The organism is Rhodohalobacter sp. 8-1, assembly GCF_038150125.1.
GTDB lineage: Bacteria > Bacteroidota > Rhodothermia > Balneolales > Balneolaceae > SW132.
Genome location: NZ_JBBVMF010000007.1, coordinates 29,995 through 47,267, shown reverse-complemented (window position 1 = coordinate 47,267; position 17,273 = coordinate 29,995). Strand labels below are relative to the sequence as shown.

At 43.5% G+C, this 17,273-nt stretch carries 15 protein-coding genes; 7 read left to right on the top strand and 8 right to left on the bottom strand.

The annotated features are described in order from the left end of the window. Nucleotides 1-46: 46 nt before the first annotated feature. From AABW11_RS08880 to AABW11_RS08860, 5 genes are all read left to right on the top strand, one after another. Nucleotides 47-1,210: a T9SS type A sorting domain-containing protein gene (locus AABW11_RS08880; RefSeq protein ID WP_340104720.1), complete on the top strand. Its 1,164-nt coding sequence runs from the start codon at nucleotides 47-49 to the stop codon at nucleotides 1,208-1,210. Nucleotides 1,211-1,352: 142 nt separating this feature from the next. Then, nucleotides 1,353-2,051 (top strand): SOS response-associated peptidase, encoded by a 699-nt coding sequence (locus AABW11_RS08875; RefSeq protein WP_340104719.1) that lies wholly within the window; start codon nucleotides 1,353-1,355, stop codon nucleotides 2,049-2,051. A 1,288-nt stretch (nucleotides 2,052-3,339) separates the two neighbouring features. Beyond that, nucleotides 3,340-3,630, top strand: a complete 291-nt coding sequence (locus AABW11_RS08870; RefSeq protein WP_340104718.1) for a hypothetical protein — start codon at nucleotides 3,340-3,342, stop codon at nucleotides 3,628-3,630. A 354-nt stretch (nucleotides 3,631-3,984) separates the two neighbouring features. Then, a complete protein-coding gene (locus AABW11_RS08865) occupies nucleotides 3,985-4,230 on the top strand; it encodes a FitA-like ribbon-helix-helix domain-containing protein (protein WP_340104717.1) in 246 nt (81 codons plus the stop codon). Then, nucleotides 4,231-4,647, top strand: a complete 417-nt coding sequence (locus AABW11_RS08860; RefSeq protein ID WP_340104716.1) for a type II toxin-antitoxin system VapC family toxin — start codon at nucleotides 4,231-4,233, stop codon at nucleotides 4,645-4,647. It abuts the gene before it with no gap. Nucleotides 4,648-4,907: 260 nt separating this feature from the next. On the opposite strand, the gene AABW11_RS08855 is transcribed toward AABW11_RS08860, so the two are convergent. Beyond that, a complete protein-coding gene (locus AABW11_RS08855) occupies nucleotides 4,908-5,732 on the bottom strand; it encodes a class I SAM-dependent methyltransferase (protein WP_340104715.1) in 825 nt (274 codons plus the stop codon). Then, nucleotides 5,729-6,703 (bottom strand): glycosyltransferase family 2 protein, encoded by a 975-nt coding sequence (locus AABW11_RS08850; protein WP_340104714.1) that lies wholly within the window; start codon nucleotides 6,701-6,703, stop codon nucleotides 5,729-5,731. Before AABW11_RS08850 ends, AABW11_RS08855 begins: the two co-directional genes overlap by 4 nt. A gap of 77 nt (nucleotides 6,704-6,780) precedes the next feature. Here AABW11_RS08850 and AABW11_RS08845 point away from each other — a divergent pair, with 77 nt between their 5' ends. Then, on the top strand, nucleotides 6,781-7,113 hold the full coding sequence (locus tag AABW11_RS08845) for a MerR family transcriptional regulator (RefSeq protein WP_340104713.1): 333 nt from the start codon (nucleotides 6,781-6,783) through the stop codon (nucleotides 7,111-7,113). A 54-nt stretch (nucleotides 7,114-7,167) separates the two neighbouring features. Here AABW11_RS08845 and AABW11_RS08840 read toward each other — a convergent pair whose 3' ends face one another. Continuing rightward, nucleotides 7,168-8,127 (bottom strand): COX15/CtaA family protein, encoded by a 960-nt coding sequence (locus AABW11_RS08840; RefSeq protein ID WP_340104712.1) that lies wholly within the window; start codon nucleotides 8,125-8,127, stop codon nucleotides 7,168-7,170. Nucleotides 8,128-8,269: 142 nt separating this feature from the next. Here AABW11_RS08840 and cyoE point away from each other — a divergent pair, with 142 nt between their 5' ends. Further along, nucleotides 8,270-9,175 carry a heme o synthase gene (gene cyoE / locus AABW11_RS08835; protein WP_340104711.1) on the top strand — a complete coding sequence of 302 codons (906 nt, stop codon included), beginning with the start codon at nucleotides 8,270-8,272 and terminating at the stop codon, nucleotides 9,173-9,175. A 192-nt stretch (nucleotides 9,176-9,367) separates the two neighbouring features. Here the strand turns inward: cyoE and AABW11_RS08830 are convergent, their stop codons facing one another. From AABW11_RS08830 to AABW11_RS08810, 5 genes are all read right to left on the bottom strand, one after another. Continuing rightward, a complete protein-coding gene (locus AABW11_RS08830) occupies nucleotides 9,368-11,782 on the bottom strand; it encodes an alpha-ketoacid dehydrogenase subunit alpha/beta (protein ID WP_340104710.1) in 2,415 nt (804 codons plus the stop codon). A gap of 116 nt (nucleotides 11,783-11,898) precedes the next feature. Beyond that, entirely contained in the window at nucleotides 11,899-13,290 is a 1,392-nt protein-coding gene (locus AABW11_RS08825; protein WP_340104709.1) for a class II fumarate hydratase, read from the bottom strand. 82 nt (nucleotides 13,291-13,372) lie between these two features. Next, nucleotides 13,373-14,506, bottom strand: coding sequence for a hypothetical protein (locus AABW11_RS08820; protein ID WP_340104708.1), 1,134 nt, complete (start codon nucleotides 14,504-14,506; stop codon nucleotides 13,373-13,375). A 5-nt stretch (nucleotides 14,507-14,511) separates the two neighbouring features. Then, nucleotides 14,512-15,759: an aminotransferase class I/II-fold pyridoxal phosphate-dependent enzyme gene (locus AABW11_RS08815; RefSeq protein WP_340104707.1), complete on the bottom strand. Its 1,248-nt coding sequence runs from the start codon at nucleotides 15,757-15,759 to the stop codon at nucleotides 14,512-14,514. A 306-nt stretch (nucleotides 15,760-16,065) separates the two neighbouring features. Further along, nucleotides 16,066-17,220, bottom strand: a complete 1,155-nt coding sequence (locus AABW11_RS08810; protein WP_340104706.1) for a glycosyltransferase family 4 protein — start codon at nucleotides 17,218-17,220, stop codon at nucleotides 16,066-16,068. Between the last annotated feature and the right edge of the window lie 53 nt (nucleotides 17,221-17,273).

Here is a 17,273-nt window from a genome sequence, read left to right as displayed (position 1 = left end):
TCATTAAAAGAACTACTCCTTTCACTCGAACAAGAAATCACACGTTATGAAAAACACAGTTACATTCATTCTTTTTTTACTTTGCCTGATAGGACTTGTTATTCAGCCGCTGACTCAGAATCGGCTTACAGCCCAAATCACCCTGGATCAATCCTCCTTTACCCAGCTTCTGAACACCACTACCGAAGTAACTGCCACCTCATACAGCGATCCGGATCCTGTCATTTCAATTATAGATCAAACCGGAGAAGATGAAACATGGGATTTAACAGTTTTCGCTAATGCAGACTCCATCGTATCTACCGGTTCCATAGAATTTTTCAATAGTTTTGACGGAAAACTCGGTGCCGATTTTGATCACTTCAGTGATGCAAATGTAATGGCACAAGCAGAATTTGAAACCTCATTTGAGGTCAATGGAGTTATATTTGAGGTTAACCAGATTATTTATTCATACAACAGCCTTACTGAAAATGGGTTGGTTGAGCATGGCACTATTTCTGCTGATGCAGCGTCCCCAAATACCGCTGAAATCACTGTCCGAAACACACCTGCTCAACCCCTTTTTCCTTTTCCACTCACCTATAATACCATGTGGAATTACTCATATACCTCAGAGGTAACACAGTCTGGCAGCACCCCATTCAGCACGGATTATTCGGTGAATGCCGTAGTTGATGGATATGGACAAGTACTCATTGGTGATGAATCAATACCCGTACTTCGTATTACAGAAACTGAAACGTCCGAAATATCAGGATTTGAGTTTACTACGGTTAACGTAAGTTTTATTAATGAAAACGGCTTTGAAGTAGCCAGTGCCAGCGTGGACATCGACGTATTTTCTCAAAACGATGACTATGAACGGGCATCTGCCAACATTCAGTTAACACTTTTCGATGAACTCACAACAGTATCATCAGAATCCTCTCCTGATATTCCTGAGACCGTAAAACTCAATCAGAACTACCCAAATCCGTTCAACCCAACCACGCAGATCTCATATCAGCTCGATAGCCCGGCTGAGGTCTCACTGACTGTTTACTCCCTCACCGGACAAGAAGTCCAAACGCTGCTTAACAATGAATTCAAACAGGCCGGAGAATACAGTGTGCCATTTGATGCAGGCGATCTTGCAAGCGGTATTTATATGTACAGGCTCAGAGCAGGTGATCAAATGTTTACGAGAAAGATGACGCTTCTGAAATAGTGTTTCTCATTTTAGAAGCACTGCCCGGCGTTCAAATGATAAACCGGGCAGTTTTTAATTCTCTTCTCTTCTCTTCTCTTCATCCTTGCGACTCTCAAAGTATCTCCCCACCTTTACTTCAAAACAAACCAGGTAAAATTTTATGTGCGGACGATATGTCTTAAAAGCAACGCTTGAAGAACTTCAGAAAACTTATGGTGCAGTTCTTGACGGTACATTTCCGGTTGAACCAAACTATAATGTGGCACCGTCACATCACATGCCCGTAGTTCTCAAACCCTATGAATCTGAAGAGGCCAACAGAATCATCCGTCCGCACAGATGGGGACTGGTTCCATTTTGGGCCGACAGCGTAAAAACCGGCTATTCGATGATTAATGCCCGGGGCGAGTCACTGTCAAAAAAGAAATCATTTCAAAAACCTTTCAAATCGCAGCGCTGTATTGTTCCAGCCAATGGCTTTTATGAGTGGAAAACCACATCATCAGAAAAAGTCCCCCATTTTGTTCAGCGCAAACAATCTAACCTGATGCACTTTGCCGGTCTGTGGGAAGAGTGGCAAGATCCCGACAGTGGAGAGACTATAAACAGCTACACTATTATCACTACCGACGCAAACAAGCCCATGCAAGAGCTTCACGACCGAATGCCTGCTCTGCTACTTCAGGAGGAGTTTAACACCTGGCTCGATCCATCCTTTAATGATACCGAAGCGCTGCAGGATCTAATCCGTCCCTGGCCTGATGATGACATAAAATTTTATCGTGTTAATAAAGAAGTTGGAAATGTGAGCAACAACCGACCGGAACTCATTGAGCCGTATCGTGATCTTTTTTCCTGAATTCTAAACAACCTGTTCAGCACCTACCGGATCTGACAGCGTTGTGCCGTAACCTGCTCAAGTCCTTAAAACATGGCATATCTATTTTTTTACTATTCAGCATTCAGTATCAAAACCAGCCAATAGATAGATATATGTAGGGAAATTGAACAGACATACCATGTTTGGTTCGAAATACTACCGATTCAACAGTTCTACGGTTTGACAGTTCTACGCCCCCGGCCGGACTCTGCCAGCAGCTCTCTGCGTTCGCGGTCTTGCAGCTCCACGTAGCTCGGGTCGCCTGACCCGAGAGGGAAAGCAATCAACAGCGACAACGTGTTTATTTCTCATCTGGATGTAAATAAAAAACCGTTGTATTTAAAGTAATTTGTATCGTTCGGGATGTTCAAGTAGCGGGTCGGCGACGCCGCTCAACGTAACTCGGGTCGCCTGACCCGAGGGGAAAACAGTCAACAGCGGCAATCTATGGTTTCTATCAGCTCATAAATGAAACATAGTATGTCTGTCACAGGCTGAGCCGAAGTATGGGGTGGAAGAAAATCATAACATCGATTTTTGAAAGTGGATTGAAGAGATATACCATGTTTTTCTCACCCCGACGCTAATCAACAGAAAACCAAACCATTACTGCAGAGAGTTCTTTTCCATGCGGAGTGCGTTTTTTACCGAAGACTGGTCAAGTCCGACTCCCGGCGGAAGAGGACGGGAGAGGGTCCTAAAGCGGGTCAGTGACACCGCTCTGCGGACTCTGCCCGCAGCTCTCTGCGTTCGCGGTCTTGCAGGTCCTTGGTCTATTAACCTCTCAGTTCTGTATCATGGTTGGTGTATAGCTCGCACAATTCATCTGATGAAGAACCTCATCCACACTGACTTCCCATCATTGGATGAGTTGCTAAGGCCCGAATCCATTAACCGGCTGACCAGAGTCCCGAAAGGGACGATCCTTCATAGCCCCACGTTTAAATGTGGGGTGAACGGCGATTGAGTCTTAACATGAGTCCGTGAAACGGACGGCACACCTTCCGTAGCCCAGGTCGCCTGATCCGAGAAGGAAAACCATATTCAACGGCAATGTGGCTTTTTATACCTGATCGTATTCGAAAGCCCATCCCTATTCAGAAATTTATGCTAATCGAGGGCGTATAGAGAGCGGGTCGGCGATACCGCTCTACGGACTCTGCCAGCAGCTCTCTGCGTTCGCGGTCTTGCAGGTCCATTCGCTAAAATTTACATTGATATATGTGTGATATATGTGTAAACTTACTTTTCCTTAATGGAGGAGTTTATGGACAAGGAAAAATACCCACCAATCAATGTACTAAACGTGGTACGAGGGTTCTCGAACCCAAAGCTAAAATACCACATCACCCCTTACAGGTTTGAGACACCTAAAGGAGAGCAGTTTCACATCCGGCAAATCCGGCAGATGCATAAGGAGCGCGTCGGAAAGGGAGTGCACTATCACTATGTGGTGAAAACGGAAACCCAGCGATTTTTTCACCTGGTGTTCGACACCACAACGCTCTCCTGGCGGATGGTCCAGGAGGTGGATGAAATGTTATTCTTCAATGAGTGATGCAGTTACAAGGATGATCCGGCAACGCCCCAGCGAGACATGGCATTTCTGAGCATCCACCCCTCTCATAAAACAAAACACCATATGCAGATTTCTCTGTACTGATTCAGCTTACCAGTCATGAGAAATGCTATGTCTGAGATAGCATTGAAAGCCACAACAAGACATAGCATTTCTGCACTCCACTCGTTTTTCATGATTAAACTCCATTAGCAGGCTTTACGGTTTTGTTGAAAAGTTACTCATCCTGAGAAATGCCATGTCTGATTATGTTACCACTTGGAAATTTTGATTTGATTTCCAATATTGCAATCATTGCATGCGTTGATCTCATTGTAATCTAATTGAACTATTATGGCAAGTATCACGATCAGGAATCTTGATAGAGATCTGAAATCCGAGTTGAAAATACGGGCAGCGAAGCATGGACGGTCGATGGAGGAAGAGGTACGAAATATTCTGAAATCTGCGATTGCACAAGATGATAAAGAACCTGAGAACCTGGCAGATTCAATTCGCGAACGAATGGCTCCCTTCGGAGGAATTGAACTACCTGACCTGCAGAGAGATGACATTCGAAAACCTGCTGATTTCAGTTAAATGATTCTTTTAGACACAAACGTCATATCCGAATTAATGAGGCCCGCTCCTGATCAGAATGTCGTCAACTGGGTGTCTTCTTATCCGAAAATGTCGCTTTTCACCTCTGCTATTGTAGAAGCAGAAATTTTATACGGAGTATCGATTATCTCAAAAGGAAAGAGAAAATCAGAACTTCAGAGTGCCGTTCTGCAAATTTTCAATACAGATCTTAAGGGGCGTGTGCTGCCTTTCGATTCAAATGCAGCACAGTCTTACGCATCCATCGCATCAAAAAGAAGAGCTATTGGCAAACCGATAAGCCAGTTCGATGCCCAGATTGCGGCGATTGCTCATTCAAGAGGAGCAACAGTTGCAACAAGAAATGTTGACGATTTCCTGGAGTGTGGAATTGTTGTCATAAATCCATGGACTTAGACTGAAGTCTTTCAAAAATCTGAACGAGACATGGCATTTCTGTGCTTACATTGTTTTACATGATGAAATGCTACAATTAGACTTTCAGGATTTTCCAGCTTTCCAATCTTTAAAAATATCATGTCTGAAAGTGTAGTGCAAGGTCCAATGAGACATGGCATTTTTGCACTCCTATCGTTTTGCATAATCAAAAACCACAAACAGATTCCCGGTTAATTCCGGTTTATTCATCCTGAGAAATGCCATGTCTACGTTCAATTTTATGCCTTTCTGGCAAGGGCATAAATCCCGTTTCCCTTTTCGTTTTTAGTGTACAGATCGGCCAGGTTCATCAGCAGGCAAAAAGGCATCACAACAGGATAATAAATCAGCAGCGGAATGGCCGCAAACAGCCCCAGTTTGTTAAACCATATCATCGGCCATTTTACGGACAGAACCCACGCTTTATGCCCCCAGAATCCGTAGGTGTAATGGACTCTTTTCGGCTCTAATCCTGCCTGTTTCAGTTTATCTGAAATCTCTTCTTTGGAGTAACCGGGGCGGGCGTGCTCCCCTACAAACGAATCATCCTCATCGCCATCTTCTTCTGAGTAGTGAGATGGGGAATGCATCAAAAAATATCCGCCGTGTTTTAAATGTTTGCTGATATTTTCCATCACCCTAACGTCCTCTTCAATATGTTCAAGTACATCAATACAGATTGCCATATCAAACGTTTTATCGGCGTCAAACTGTAGCAGATCCGCATAATAAAATTGGACCTCTCCGCGCTTAATCTCATCTTCAAAATAATGCTCATTATCGCGCAGGTAATCTTTTTTTACATCTACCGAATCAACCGTCACGTTATCAAAGCAGCTGAGAATAAACCTATCGTACTGACCAAATCCACAGCCCGCATCCAGCAGTTTCCACTCTCCTTTTTGATCCAACGCCTCCCCGGCTCGCTTGATCATACGTCGGATATGCCAGCTTCTCAGAAAAAACAGATCCAAAAGGAAGTAAAAGATCCTACGCAACACCCGGGAATTCTTGATAATTGCCGAAAATTTGTCCTTAACCGGATCGTACTCAATTTTGCTCATAAACCAGCCTTTTCCTCAATTCCGGGCATATATTTGTGCACCCGGTTTTTGTTGACCATCTCACCCAGGAAACCGATGGAGAAAAACTGTACGCCGATCACGACCAGCAGAATTCCCAAAAACAGAAGGGGCCGATCGCCTATCGGCTGTCCAAAAAATATCTTCAGTATAGCGATATACGCATTTATTGCTATTCCAAGTAATGTAAGGATCACCCCGATAGATCCGAAGAAATGCATGGGGCGCTGCATGTACCGATGCACAAACAGCAAAGTTACCAAGTCCAGGAACCCGTGCATAAACCGTGATAACCCAAATTTCGTACGGCCGTATTTTCGCGGATGATGTTTTACTTCCTGCTCTTCAATATTACTGAAACCCTGCCATTTTGCTAAAAGGGGAACGTATCGGTGGAGCTCTCCATAAAGGTGAATATGCTCCGTTACTTCCTTTCTATAGGCTTTCAGTCCACAATTAAAATCATGAAGGTTGATGCCGGTGGTCCACCGCGTCACGGCATTAAAAAAGCGAGACGGCACTGTTTTCGATACCGGGTCATGCCTGACTTTTTTCCAGCCGCTTACGAGATCGGCTCCGTCCTTGAGCTTTTGAATCATTGATGGTATTTCAAATGGGTCATCCTGCAGATCAGCGTCCATTGTTACAATGTAGCGGCCGGATGCTTCAACAAATCCCGCCTGCAAAGCAGAACTTTTCCCATAGTTGCGGCGGAGTTTAATCCCTTTTACGGAGTTGTCAGATTCGCTGAGAGATTCAATTACATCCCAGGAACCGTCATCCGAACCATCATCAATAAAAAGTATTTCGTAAGTGAATTTATTGAGAGCCTTATCTATTCGACCTGTTAGCTCACGCAATGAATCTCTCTCATTGAGAAGAGGGATCACAATACTAATTTCCAAATCACTGCCAGATCTTTTAACTGTTTTATCTGTATTTTGTTTAGCCAATGCCTTGCATATTCTTTAGAATATTTTCATTCTATCGTCCCGGGATGATCAAAAAGAAAATAACAGATTTCAGTGCTATGAAGAAACTCTATTACTCAATTGGTGAAGTTAGCGAAATTACAGCCATTGAACCCCACGTTTTACGGTACTGGGAAACAATTTTTGATGATCTTTCACCAAGAAAGAATAAAGCTGGAAATCGTACTTACCGCGAAGAAGACCTTACATTCGTCCTCCGTTTGAAAGATCTCATCCAGACAAAAAAGTACAGTACTGCAGGTGCCAAAAAAATCATTGAAGAGGGTGAACCCGAAACCGAGGGTATTAGAACTGAAGATCTCCCTCTGCACCTCAAAAAGGATCTCAGAGAGGTAAATCTATTTCTGAATAAACTTCTGGAGAAATTGTAGGTCCCAATATCATCCGCCCTGCCTCTTAAGTAAATATGACTCTTATCAAACCAATTAAGATGCTGCTTTTGTTGAATTTGCCGGCCCCTGATCTTTATCACGTGAAAATCCAACGATCAGCATAAACAAAAATTCCGCACAGATTAACACAGATACACTCACGAGGTGGAGAAGCTGTAGGGTGCCGGGAATATTCAGACGTTCCATTCCAAGACCCAGGAACATTTGCAGTATGATCAGGCCGAAAATCGCATATCCAATATTTTTTAGACGGCCGGGGACATCTCTTTTTTTATTCACATAAAGCAGATAAACAGCCAAGATAACCACAATCCAGGAAAAACTTCGGTGCACAACGTACAGTAAATCCGATGTGTTTATCCACTGTTCTCTCGGGAGTTCGAGCACGTTTTTTGCCACATCTATCGATTCCCGTACTTGTGTGCCCAGAACCAACTGCACAAGAGTAACAAACAAAATAGCTCCTGAAACAATGAGCAATAACTTCTTCGTTTTTGGAAGCAATCGGGTAGATAGCCGATCGTTCATAGCACGGAATGATGCAAATAGAAGCGTGTTTACGATGATCATTGCCAGAATCATGTGGATCGTAATCATACCGGCGCTAAGCCCGGACTTCACAACCTGTCCACCCAGCCATCCCTGTACAAGCACAAGAAGAAATGCAATTCCTGAAGAGATCGTTACAACCGGATCTGTTTTACGATATTTGAAAGAAAACACAAACGTAAGCGTTATAAGAAATCCAATGAGCACACCGACCAGACGGTTTATATACTCCAGCCATGTATGAATAGGATTAAAAAGAGATGCATCATACTGCGGCGGAAGTTCAGCGGCGCTTGTCGGAGGAATCCACATACCAAAACATTGCGGCCAATCCGGACATCCTAACCCGGCCCCGGCAGCACGAACCAAGCCGCCTATTAAAATAAGTACCAATGTGGCAATAACCGTCGTGATTGCCGTTTTTTGATATAAGTTAAGTTTCATTCAGTATTCACAAATATTAATGACATTATCTCCGCTCAGTCTTTTGAAGCCCAATTATACGGCGCCAATTTGAAGCAGATATTAAGGTAACATATCACGCTGAAAAAGTTTAAATTTAAGGCTGTCATTTATAACTAGTTTTATGGAAACAACAAGTACACAATCGGGCTCGGTAAAGTTTTTTACCGACACTTTAAAAGATTATTACGAGCTTACGAAGCCCGGTATAACATTGAGTGTTGTAGCAAGCATGCTCATCGGTTTTATCATGGGCTCAGCCGGCTCGCTGAACTATGTACTGATGTTTCATGCGTTGTTGGGCACTTACCTGATTGCGGCCGGCACATCTGCACATAATATGTTTATGGAACGCGGGCTCGACGGATTGATGCATCGCACAAGCAGCCGGCCCCTGCCCGATTCCAGAATCAGCTCTCAAAACGGATTTATTTTTTCAACCGTTCTGATATTTGCCGGACTTGCTTATCTCCTGGCCATGGTTAATGTTGTAGCGGGTATTGTTTCCCTGGCCACCACCATCATTTACCTGTTTGCCTATACACCTTTGAAACGCATTTCGGCTCTTAACGTATTTGTGGGTGCTGTACCCGGTGCGTTACCGGTTGTCGGTGGATGGGCGGCTGCCTCCGGAACAGTTCTTGAACACGGTATGTGGATCCTATTCGGTATTGTTTTCTGCTGGCAGGTGCCCCACGTTGTTGCCATAGCCTGGGTTTGCAAAAAGGACTATGAGCACGCAGGATTTAAAATGTTGCCAAAAAATGATCGGAAAGGAATTAAAGCCGCGATTTGGGTCATTCTACCCATGCTGATCCTTTTCCCTACAGTTTATAAACTTTTTGTGATGGATCTCGTGAGTTGGATTTATCTCTCAGGATCGCTCCTCTCAACGGCTGCATTTCTTTATTACGGCCTCAAATTTGCCATCCAGCGCGACATTTCAACGGCGAAGGGAGTGATGTTCTCCTCTTTCGCTTACCTGCCGCTTATCTGGATTTTCATATTCCTTGACTGGATCATTCTTTAAGAAGGCTTTCCGCTGAAGGAATATCTAAAGCACAAAGCCACTTTTAATATTCATTTCGAACTACGATCCGGAATCCCCCTTTTTTAAAGGATTCTACTCACAATGCTTAGTGGTCGATTCCTTTGGTACAAGTTAGTTTTACGCCTTAGGTTTGCACTCCTTTAGCAGGAGTGAAACTCAAAATACATTGAATCAAATCAACGGTGGATATTTTGAAACATCCGCTTCGCTCATCATCCCATAGATCGTCTCAAAAATATCCTCGGCATTAGGCTTGGTGAAATAATCACCATCGCTTGCGTAGGCGGTTCTGTGCGCTTTCGAGGACAGGCATTTTGCTTCTGAATCAAGATGATAGTACCCTTTTTGCTTGCCGATGACCTGCTGCATCATATACGCCGTTGCCCCGCCGGGAACGTCTTCATCAACAAATAGAATTCGATTCGTCTTTTTCAGAGATTCCAGAATCATTTGGTTTCGATCAAACGGAAGAAGCGTTCTCACATCGATTAGCTCCACAGATATATCTGCGTCTTTTAGATCCGGTAAAACAGAGTGAACAAGATTCAGCGTAGATCCGTATGAAACTACCGTGATATCATCACCTTTCTCTTTGATGGATGGGATTCCAAGGGGAACCGTAAATTCACCAAGATTTTCAGGAAGCTTTTCTTTCAGACGGTACGCATTTAACGGCTCTATTATCAGTGCAGGGTCATCGCCTTTAAGCAGAGTATTGTAAAACCCGGCAGCGTCCGTCAAATTACTGGGAACGCAAACATGTATGCCTCTAAGCCCGCCAAGAATAACGCCCATCGGTGACCCGGCGTGCCAGATCCCCTCAAGCCGGTGCCCTCTTGTACGAACAATAACGGGTGCTGCCTGGCCGCCATGGGTTCGATACCGAAGTGTAGCCAAATCATCGCTCAAACCCTGAAAGCAATAGAGCAAGTAATCGAGATACTGAATCTCAGCAATCGGGCGAAGGCCTCGAAGAGCAAGGCCAATGCCCTGGCCAAGTATCGTAGCTTCACGAATTCCCGTATCAGACACGCGCATTTTGCCATACTTTTCCTGCATGCCCTCAAGGCCGAGATTCACATCTCCCAGCTGCCCCGCATCTTCGCCAAAGACCATTACTTCAGGATACTGATCAAATAAAACATCAAAATTATCGCGCAGTACTACCCTCCCGTCAACGCGTTTAGCATCATTTGGGTAGGTAGGTTTCACCTCATCAACAAGCAGAGGGGAGCGGTTTGACTCACTGTACAGATGGGAATCATACAGTTCGCGGTTTTTATCAACAAGGTCTTTTAGCCAAATTCTAAAATCCCTGATCGCCTCGGAATCTTTACCCCTCAGCTCAGTCAGTGCTTTGCGCGCTAGTGAAATAATATCTCTGCGATAGGGTCTTGTTTTACGCTTCAGCTCATCTTTATATTTACTGAGTATTGAAAACTCAGGATGGGAGTCAATTAAGTTGCTTAGCTTATTATTAAGATCCTCTTTTTGGCGTAAAATGGGTTCCTGAAAAGATTTCCAGGCTTTTTTCTGCTTAGCCTTCACTTCCTCTTTGGTCTCTTCTTCTATCTTATCAAGCTCTTCTTCTGTGGCAATATCTTCTGATAAAATCCAGGATCGGAATTTGCGATTGCAGCAATGTTTCTCTTCCCACTCAAGGCGGTCTTCTTCTTTATACCGTTCATGCGAGCCTGATGTCGAGTGCCCTTGTGGCTGCGTAACTTCCTGAACATGCACAAGAACCGGAACATGTTCTTCACGAGCTACCCTTTCCGCCTCTTCATATGCATCAATAAGTTCCTGGTAATCCCACGCCTTCGCCGTAATAATTTCAATGCCGGGCTGACGTTTTGTTCGCTTAAAGCCCCGCAGTGCTTTGGATATACTTTCTTTGATGGTCTGGTATTTTTTTGATACCGAAATGCCATAACCATCATCCCAAACCGAAACAATCATGGGAACCTGGAGAACGCCGGCCGCATTCATTGTCTCCCAAAAATGGCCTTCAGATGTACTTGCATCTCCAATTGTACCCCAAGCCACTTCGTTTCCCTGATTCGTAAAATTCGTTCGTTTTCCAAGTTCATCACTCTGTCGGTACACTTTAGACGCCTGGGCGAGCCCCAGAAGTTTTGGCATCTGGCCGGCTGTTGGTGACAAGTCAGCCGCTGTATTTTTCATCTCGGTTTGAGGTTTCCAGCTGCCATCTTCGTTCAGAAGCCGTGTAGCAAAATGTGAATTCATCTGGCGCCCTCCGGAATTCGGGTCCTCTTCCACATTCGGATTAGCATAAAGCTGAGCAAAAAACTCCTCAATTTTGAGCCCGTCAATGGCCATCATAAATGTCTGATCACGATAATAGCCGGCTCTGAAATCTCCTTTTTTGAAATATTTTGCCATCACAATTTGTGGCAATTCCTTTCCGTCACCGAAAATCCCAAACTTAGCTTTTCCTGTCAGCACTTCTTTTCTTCCAAGGTACGACACATGCCGACTCAGCCAAGCGATTCTGTAGTCACTCAGAATTTCTTCCGCCTTTTTTTTAGAATATTTCGTCTTACGCTTTTCCTTTGTTGTACTCATAATTCCTTTAAGAATTCATTACCACGCACGTTTCTTCGAACTGTCCAATTTGGCGGACTAATAATAAGGTCTTCCGATAGATAAACCAAAGAGCAATCGATTATAAAACCGCTTTTCTACTCCATGAAGCCGCCTTTTGTCATATTTAATGGTTCCAAGGCGTTCTTCAGTTCGTCATCTGTAAGATCTGTCATTTCTCTTGCCACATCCATTACCGCACGATCTTCAGCGAATGCTTTTTTAGCGATTTTTGCAGCTTTGTCATATCCAATCAGTGGATTGAGAGCTGTTACGAGAATGGGATTTTTACCTACCAGTTCTTTAATACGATCCTCTTTTACCTTGAATCCTTTCACCGATCGTTCAGCAAAATTCTTCACCGAATTACCCAATATTTTTATCGATTCAAGCAGGTTATGAGCAACCAGTGGTAACATTACATTCAGCTCAAAATTACCTGACTGACCACCGACTGTGATGGCAGCATCATTGCCTATTATCTGTGCAGCAACCATTGTCAGAGATTCTTCCATTACCGGATTTACTTTGCCCGGCATGATAGACGAACCCGGCTGCTGGGCCTCGAGCTCAATTTCTCCAATCCCGCTATTCGGTCCTGAATTCATCCAGCGGAAATCGTTACCAATCTTCATCATACCAACCGCAATTGTCTTCAGCTGGCCACTTAGTTCCACTGGGGCGTCCACAGTAGCCTGGGCTTCAAAATGATTTTCGGCTTCTTTAAAATCGATTCCTGTTGCCTCGGAAATTTCAGCGGCAAACTGCTTCCCAAAGTCCGGATGCGTATTTAATCCTGTTCCTACAGCAGTCCCTCCCTGAGGCAGTTCCCGAATTCTGATAAGTGCCGAATTAAGCCTGTCAATACCAAGTTCTACTTGACGGGCATATCCGCTGAGCTCTTGTTTCATAGTAACCGGCATTGCGTCCATAAGATGGGTGCGACCCGTTTTCACAACATCTTTTAGCTCTTCAGCTTTGTTAAGAAAGGTTTCGTGAAGATGGCTCAGGGAAGGGATCAGGTTCTCAGTGACAGCTTTAGCCGACGCCACTCTTATAGATGTGGGAATTACATCGTTTGAACTCTGTCCAAAATTTACATGATCGTTAGGATGGATCGGGCCATTTTCTCCGGAATAGTGTTCGTTAGCACGCCGGGAAATAATCTCATTAGCGTTCATGTTTGTGGAAGTACCGGAACCGGTCTGAAAAATATCCACAACAAAGTCCTCATCAAAATTCCCGTCAGATACTTCCTGGGCTGCTTTTTGGATAGCGGATGATATTTCTTTGTCGAGAAGACCAAGATCGGCGTTTACTTTTGCGGCGGTTTTCTTAACCTGGCCAAGTGCAGCAATAAATTCACGGCTGAAGCGAATACCACTTACCGGAAAATTGTCAAAAGCTCTCTGTGTCTGGGCACCGTAATAGGCATTTTTTGGTACCTTTACGTCACCCATCGAATCTTTTTCTACTCGAAATTCACTCATAATCTCAAATACTTAATTCAGGTTTTTCTTAGACCTGAATATACGATATTTGAGACTCAATCAGAAAAGTGGGGGAACCGTTTCAGAGCGATTTCCGGTACATTCGGTAGGTTTTGTCATGCTCGCCACCAATTTTCTCGGCAACCCGGTTCATCTGAACATTGCTTTCAAGAATCCATCCGATTTCTGAAGCATATTTGTTGTACTTCAGGCCGTTTTCAATTGATTCTCTATGTAAAAGTGCGTCAATCCCCTTCCCTTGGTATTCAGGGATTACGCCCATCAACGCTGTTCTGATGCGGGTAATTTTCCTGCGGTTCCAAAGTATCTTTAGGAGTCCGAATGGAAAGAGTTTTCCATTCATGTTTTTAAGGATCTGGTTGTAGTCGGGCAAGGCTATCGAAAAAGCAACTGGCTGGCCATCTACTTCCGCAATATGAGCATATTTATCATCCACAACAGATTTCAAATCTTTTGCGAGGTACATGAATTCAGCTTCAGATAACGGAATGAATCCCCAGTTATCTTTCCAGGCTTCATTAAATATTTCCTGAATAATTTTGATCTCCTGCTTGATTTTATTCAGGCGGATTTTACGAATACTGATGTTTGGAATTCTTCGTTTTACAATTTCTACCGCGCGGTTCATTCGTTCACGGTCTACATTATCCTGATTTACTTCATATGTAAGAAGATCCATAGCCTTCTCCAGGCCAACAGATTTCAGAAGGAGATCATAATATTCTTTGTGATAGGGCATAAGAATGGACGGATATTTCTGGAATCCTTCAACAAGAATTCCAATTTCATCCATCATTCCGGGATTAGTAGGGCCCATTATCTCATTCATACCTCTTGAGCGGAGCCATTCTTCAGTCATTTGAAACATCAGCCTGGCCGTACGCTCACGGTTAATGCATTCAAAAAAACCAAAGAACCCGGTTTTGGTGTTATGATAATCGTTATAGCGATGATCGATAATAGCCGCAATGCGCCCAACAAGTTCTTCATTATTATAAACAAGAAAGAGCTCTATATCAGCATTTTCATAGAAAGGATTGTTCTCCGTATCAATCAGCTTTTTCTGCTCAATACGTAGTGGCGGCACCCAGTACTCGTCATCCTGATAATGCCGGTAGGGGAACTCTAAAAATTCTTTCTTCTCTTCTTTTGAATCGACTACAGAGATGGCATCTGTATTGGCTTGTTTATTCACAATAATTACGATTCGCCGATCAGTGAGCGGCCGTTATTATCAATGATTCCTTGTCTGAGACCTACTTTCTTGAAGGCGCTTAAAATTCTGTCGAGCTGCTCATCGGTATGCGTTGCCATGTAACTGGTGCGGAGCAGTGATTGATTTTTTGGCACTGCCGGAGGCACAACGGCGTTTGAATACACGCCTTCTTCAAATAATTCTTTCCAGAACTTAAAGCAGTCGAACATATCACCAATAACCACGGGGATGATTGGAGTTTGACTCGACCATACATTAAATCCGAGATTTCTGAGTTCTGTGCGCATGTAATTAGAAATCTTATCCAGCCTTTCCAGCCGCCAGGGTTCCTCCTGTAAAATTTCGAGTGATTTAAGCACAGTTGCCACGTTAGCCGGGGGCATACTTGCACTAAATATGTGTGCGGGAGAGTGATGACGAATATATTCAATCACTTCACGATCACCCACCAAAAAACCTCCAAGAGAAGCGAATGATTTTGAAAATGTTCCGCTAATAAGGTCCACTTCATCCAGCAGATTAAAGACTGATGCGGAGCCGCGCCCACCATCTCCGATAACCCCGATTGCATGAGCGTCATCAACATACAAACCAGCATTGTATTCTTTAGCTATATCCACAAGTTCAGGAATGTTTGCAATAACACCCGACATGGAGAATACACCATCGGTAACAATTATCTTGCCTGCATCCGGATCAGATTTCGCAATCATACTGCGCAGATGATCCATATCATCATGCCGAAATCGCACAGTTTTTGCATTTGAGACCTGTGTGCCCACAACAATACAGGCGTGGTTGTCGCGATCGGAAAAAATAATATCGTTTCTACCTGCAATCGTTTGGATAGATCCTTCATTGGTTTGGTAACCTGTACTAAAAAGTACGCATGAGTCTTTACCCATAAATTTTGCAAGCTTTTCTTCAAGCTCTAAATGGAGATCGAGTGTACCATTTAAATATCGTGATCCGGTGCAGCCTGTTCCATAAACAGAGAGTACATCCTGTGCGGCCTTGATAGTCCGGGGATCGTTTGTGAGGCCCAGGTAATTATTGGACCCGGCCATAATGACTTCGCGGCCATCTATTTGTACCGTTGAGCCGTCCGTAGCCTGAAGAGGTTTGAAATAGGGGTAGAGCCCCATTTTTTTAATTTCATCAGCCTTCGTGAAATCGTGGGCTTTTTTAAAAATCGATTGGTATTGTTGTGTATCGGCTTCAGGTTGGCCCATTACAAAACTTTAATTTAAACTTTTGGAAACAACGAATATACCGAGTATTAAGGTTCCATCAAATTAACAAAAGCTTAACACCGGCAACTGGCTATCTATCTTTCAATTAAAAAATCTAATTATTTGCAAATAACAAAATTTGCAGTGTACTGATTTGGCTTGTTTGGCACAATTAAACCCTCAGCGACATAAATTAATTCAGATATTTTTGATAAATTTCATCGCTGGAAACAAATTCTCCAGGTGATTCTGATCAAATCTAACCTACATAAACGGTGATGAGACAAAACTGTTACATTAGAATCTTTAATTCTCTCTGCTAATTTCAAGAACTTCCATGTAGTGGTTCAGTAAATCTGAGTTAATTTTTTCCCAGGTATAGTTCATCGCTTTTTCCAATGAACTGTCTCCAAGCTTAATCCTTAGCATCTCATCTTTTGCAAGTTTTTCAGCATACGAAAAAAAACCCGTTTCGTTTTCAACCGGCACAAGATAGCCGTTTTCACCATGATCGACAAGGGATTTACTCCCCTGGGCATCTGCAACAAGGCACGGAAGTCCGCATGCCATCGCTTCAAGAGTAACGTTTCCAAATGTTTCTGTATCGGAAGGAAAGAAGAATACATCACTGCTGGCATAGGCGCACGCCAGTTCGTCTCCTTTCAAGAACCCGGTAAATTTCGTGGCTGGTGCCATCTCCTCCAGCTCTTCGCGTGCCGGTCCGTCGCCAACAATCATTGACCTAACACTGGGATATTTTTCCTGAAGCTTACTTACTACACTTGCAAACAACTTAAGATTCTTCTCCCACACTAGCCGCGACACAAATGTAAATACAATATCGTTATCTTTAAACCCCATTTTTTTTCGCCAGTCTAAGTCTCGTTTAGACGGATTGAATTGGTCGGTATCAACCCCTCTTGCCCAAATCTTTAAAGAGTCGGATGTACGTCCAATATCTTTCTCTCTGAGCTCTGCCGCCATCGATTTTGTAGGCACATAAATCTGCTCACAATGTTTGTAAAACCAGCGTAAATACGTCCATCCAATTTTTTCAATAAATCCCAGATTGTAGTATTTAAGGTAGCTGGTAAAGTGCGTATGATAAGAGGAAACGATAGGCACACCTGATTTGACTGCCCACTTTAAAGCTTTGAATCCAAGAATATCCGGCGTGGCAATGTGAACAATATCGGGTTGGAATTTCTCAAGTTGTTCCCTGTTTTTATCTGGGAACCCTGTGGTAATCCTGTACTCAGGTCTCCCGGGCATTTGGATTGATGGAACAGCCGAAAGCTCTCCTACATGATCCACATCCGGGTTTTCGACTGTAGGACCAAAAACGAGTACATCCGCGTTATTTTCAATTAAGAATGAGACCCACTTATTTAAAGTTAGGGATACTCCATCGCGAATATGATTGTAATTGCCGGTAAATAAGGCAACCTTCAAATGACTCATGTCGTTTTCTATACAATGTTCTACTTTGTATCTTAGGAAGATACTCGGTCTTT

Bases quoted from the DNA above. Each gene is read 5' to 3' on its own strand.
- AABW11_RS08830 (WP_340104710.1), bottom strand. From the start codon at position 11,782: ATGAGTACAACAAAGGAAAAGCGTAAGACGAAATATTCTAAAAAAAAG.
- AABW11_RS08880 (WP_340104720.1), top strand. From the start codon at position 47: ATGAAAAACACAGTTACATTCATTCTTTTTTTACTTTGCCTGATAGGA.
- AABW11_RS08845 (WP_340104713.1), top strand. From the start codon at position 6,781: ATGAAGAAACTCTATTACTCAATTGGTGAAGTTAGCGAAATTACAGCC.
- AABW11_RS08825 (WP_340104709.1), bottom strand. From the start codon at position 13,290: ATGAGTGAATTTCGAGTAGAAAAAGATTCGATGGGTGACGTAAAGGTA.
- AABW11_RS08855 (WP_340104715.1), bottom strand. From the start codon at position 5,732: ATGAGCAAAATTGAGTACGATCCGGTTAAGGACAAATTTTCGGCAATT.
- AABW11_RS08865 (WP_340104717.1), top strand. From the start codon at position 3,985: ATGGCAAGTATCACGATCAGGAATCTTGATAGAGATCTGAAATCCGAG.
- AABW11_RS08840 (WP_340104712.1), bottom strand. From the start codon at position 8,127: ATGAAACTTAACTTATATCAAAAAACGGCAATCACGACGGTTATTGCC.
- AABW11_RS08875 (WP_340104719.1), top strand. From the start codon at position 1,353: ATGTGCGGACGATATGTCTTAAAAGCAACGCTTGAAGAACTTCAGAAA.
- AABW11_RS08815 (WP_340104707.1), bottom strand. From the start codon at position 15,759: ATGGGCCAACCTGAAGCCGATACACAACAATACCAATCGATTTTTAAA.
- cyoE (WP_340104711.1), top strand. From the start codon at position 8,270: ATGGAAACAACAAGTACACAATCGGGCTCGGTAAAGTTTTTTACCGAC.
- AABW11_RS08860 (WP_340104716.1), top strand. From the start codon at position 4,231: ATGATTCTTTTAGACACAAACGTCATATCCGAATTAATGAGGCCCGCT.
- AABW11_RS08870 (WP_340104718.1), top strand. From the start codon at position 3,340: ATGGACAAGGAAAAATACCCACCAATCAATGTACTAAACGTGGTACGA.
- AABW11_RS08810 (WP_340104706.1), bottom strand. From the start codon at position 17,220: ATGAGTCATTTGAAGGTTGCCTTATTTACCGGCAATTACAATCATATT.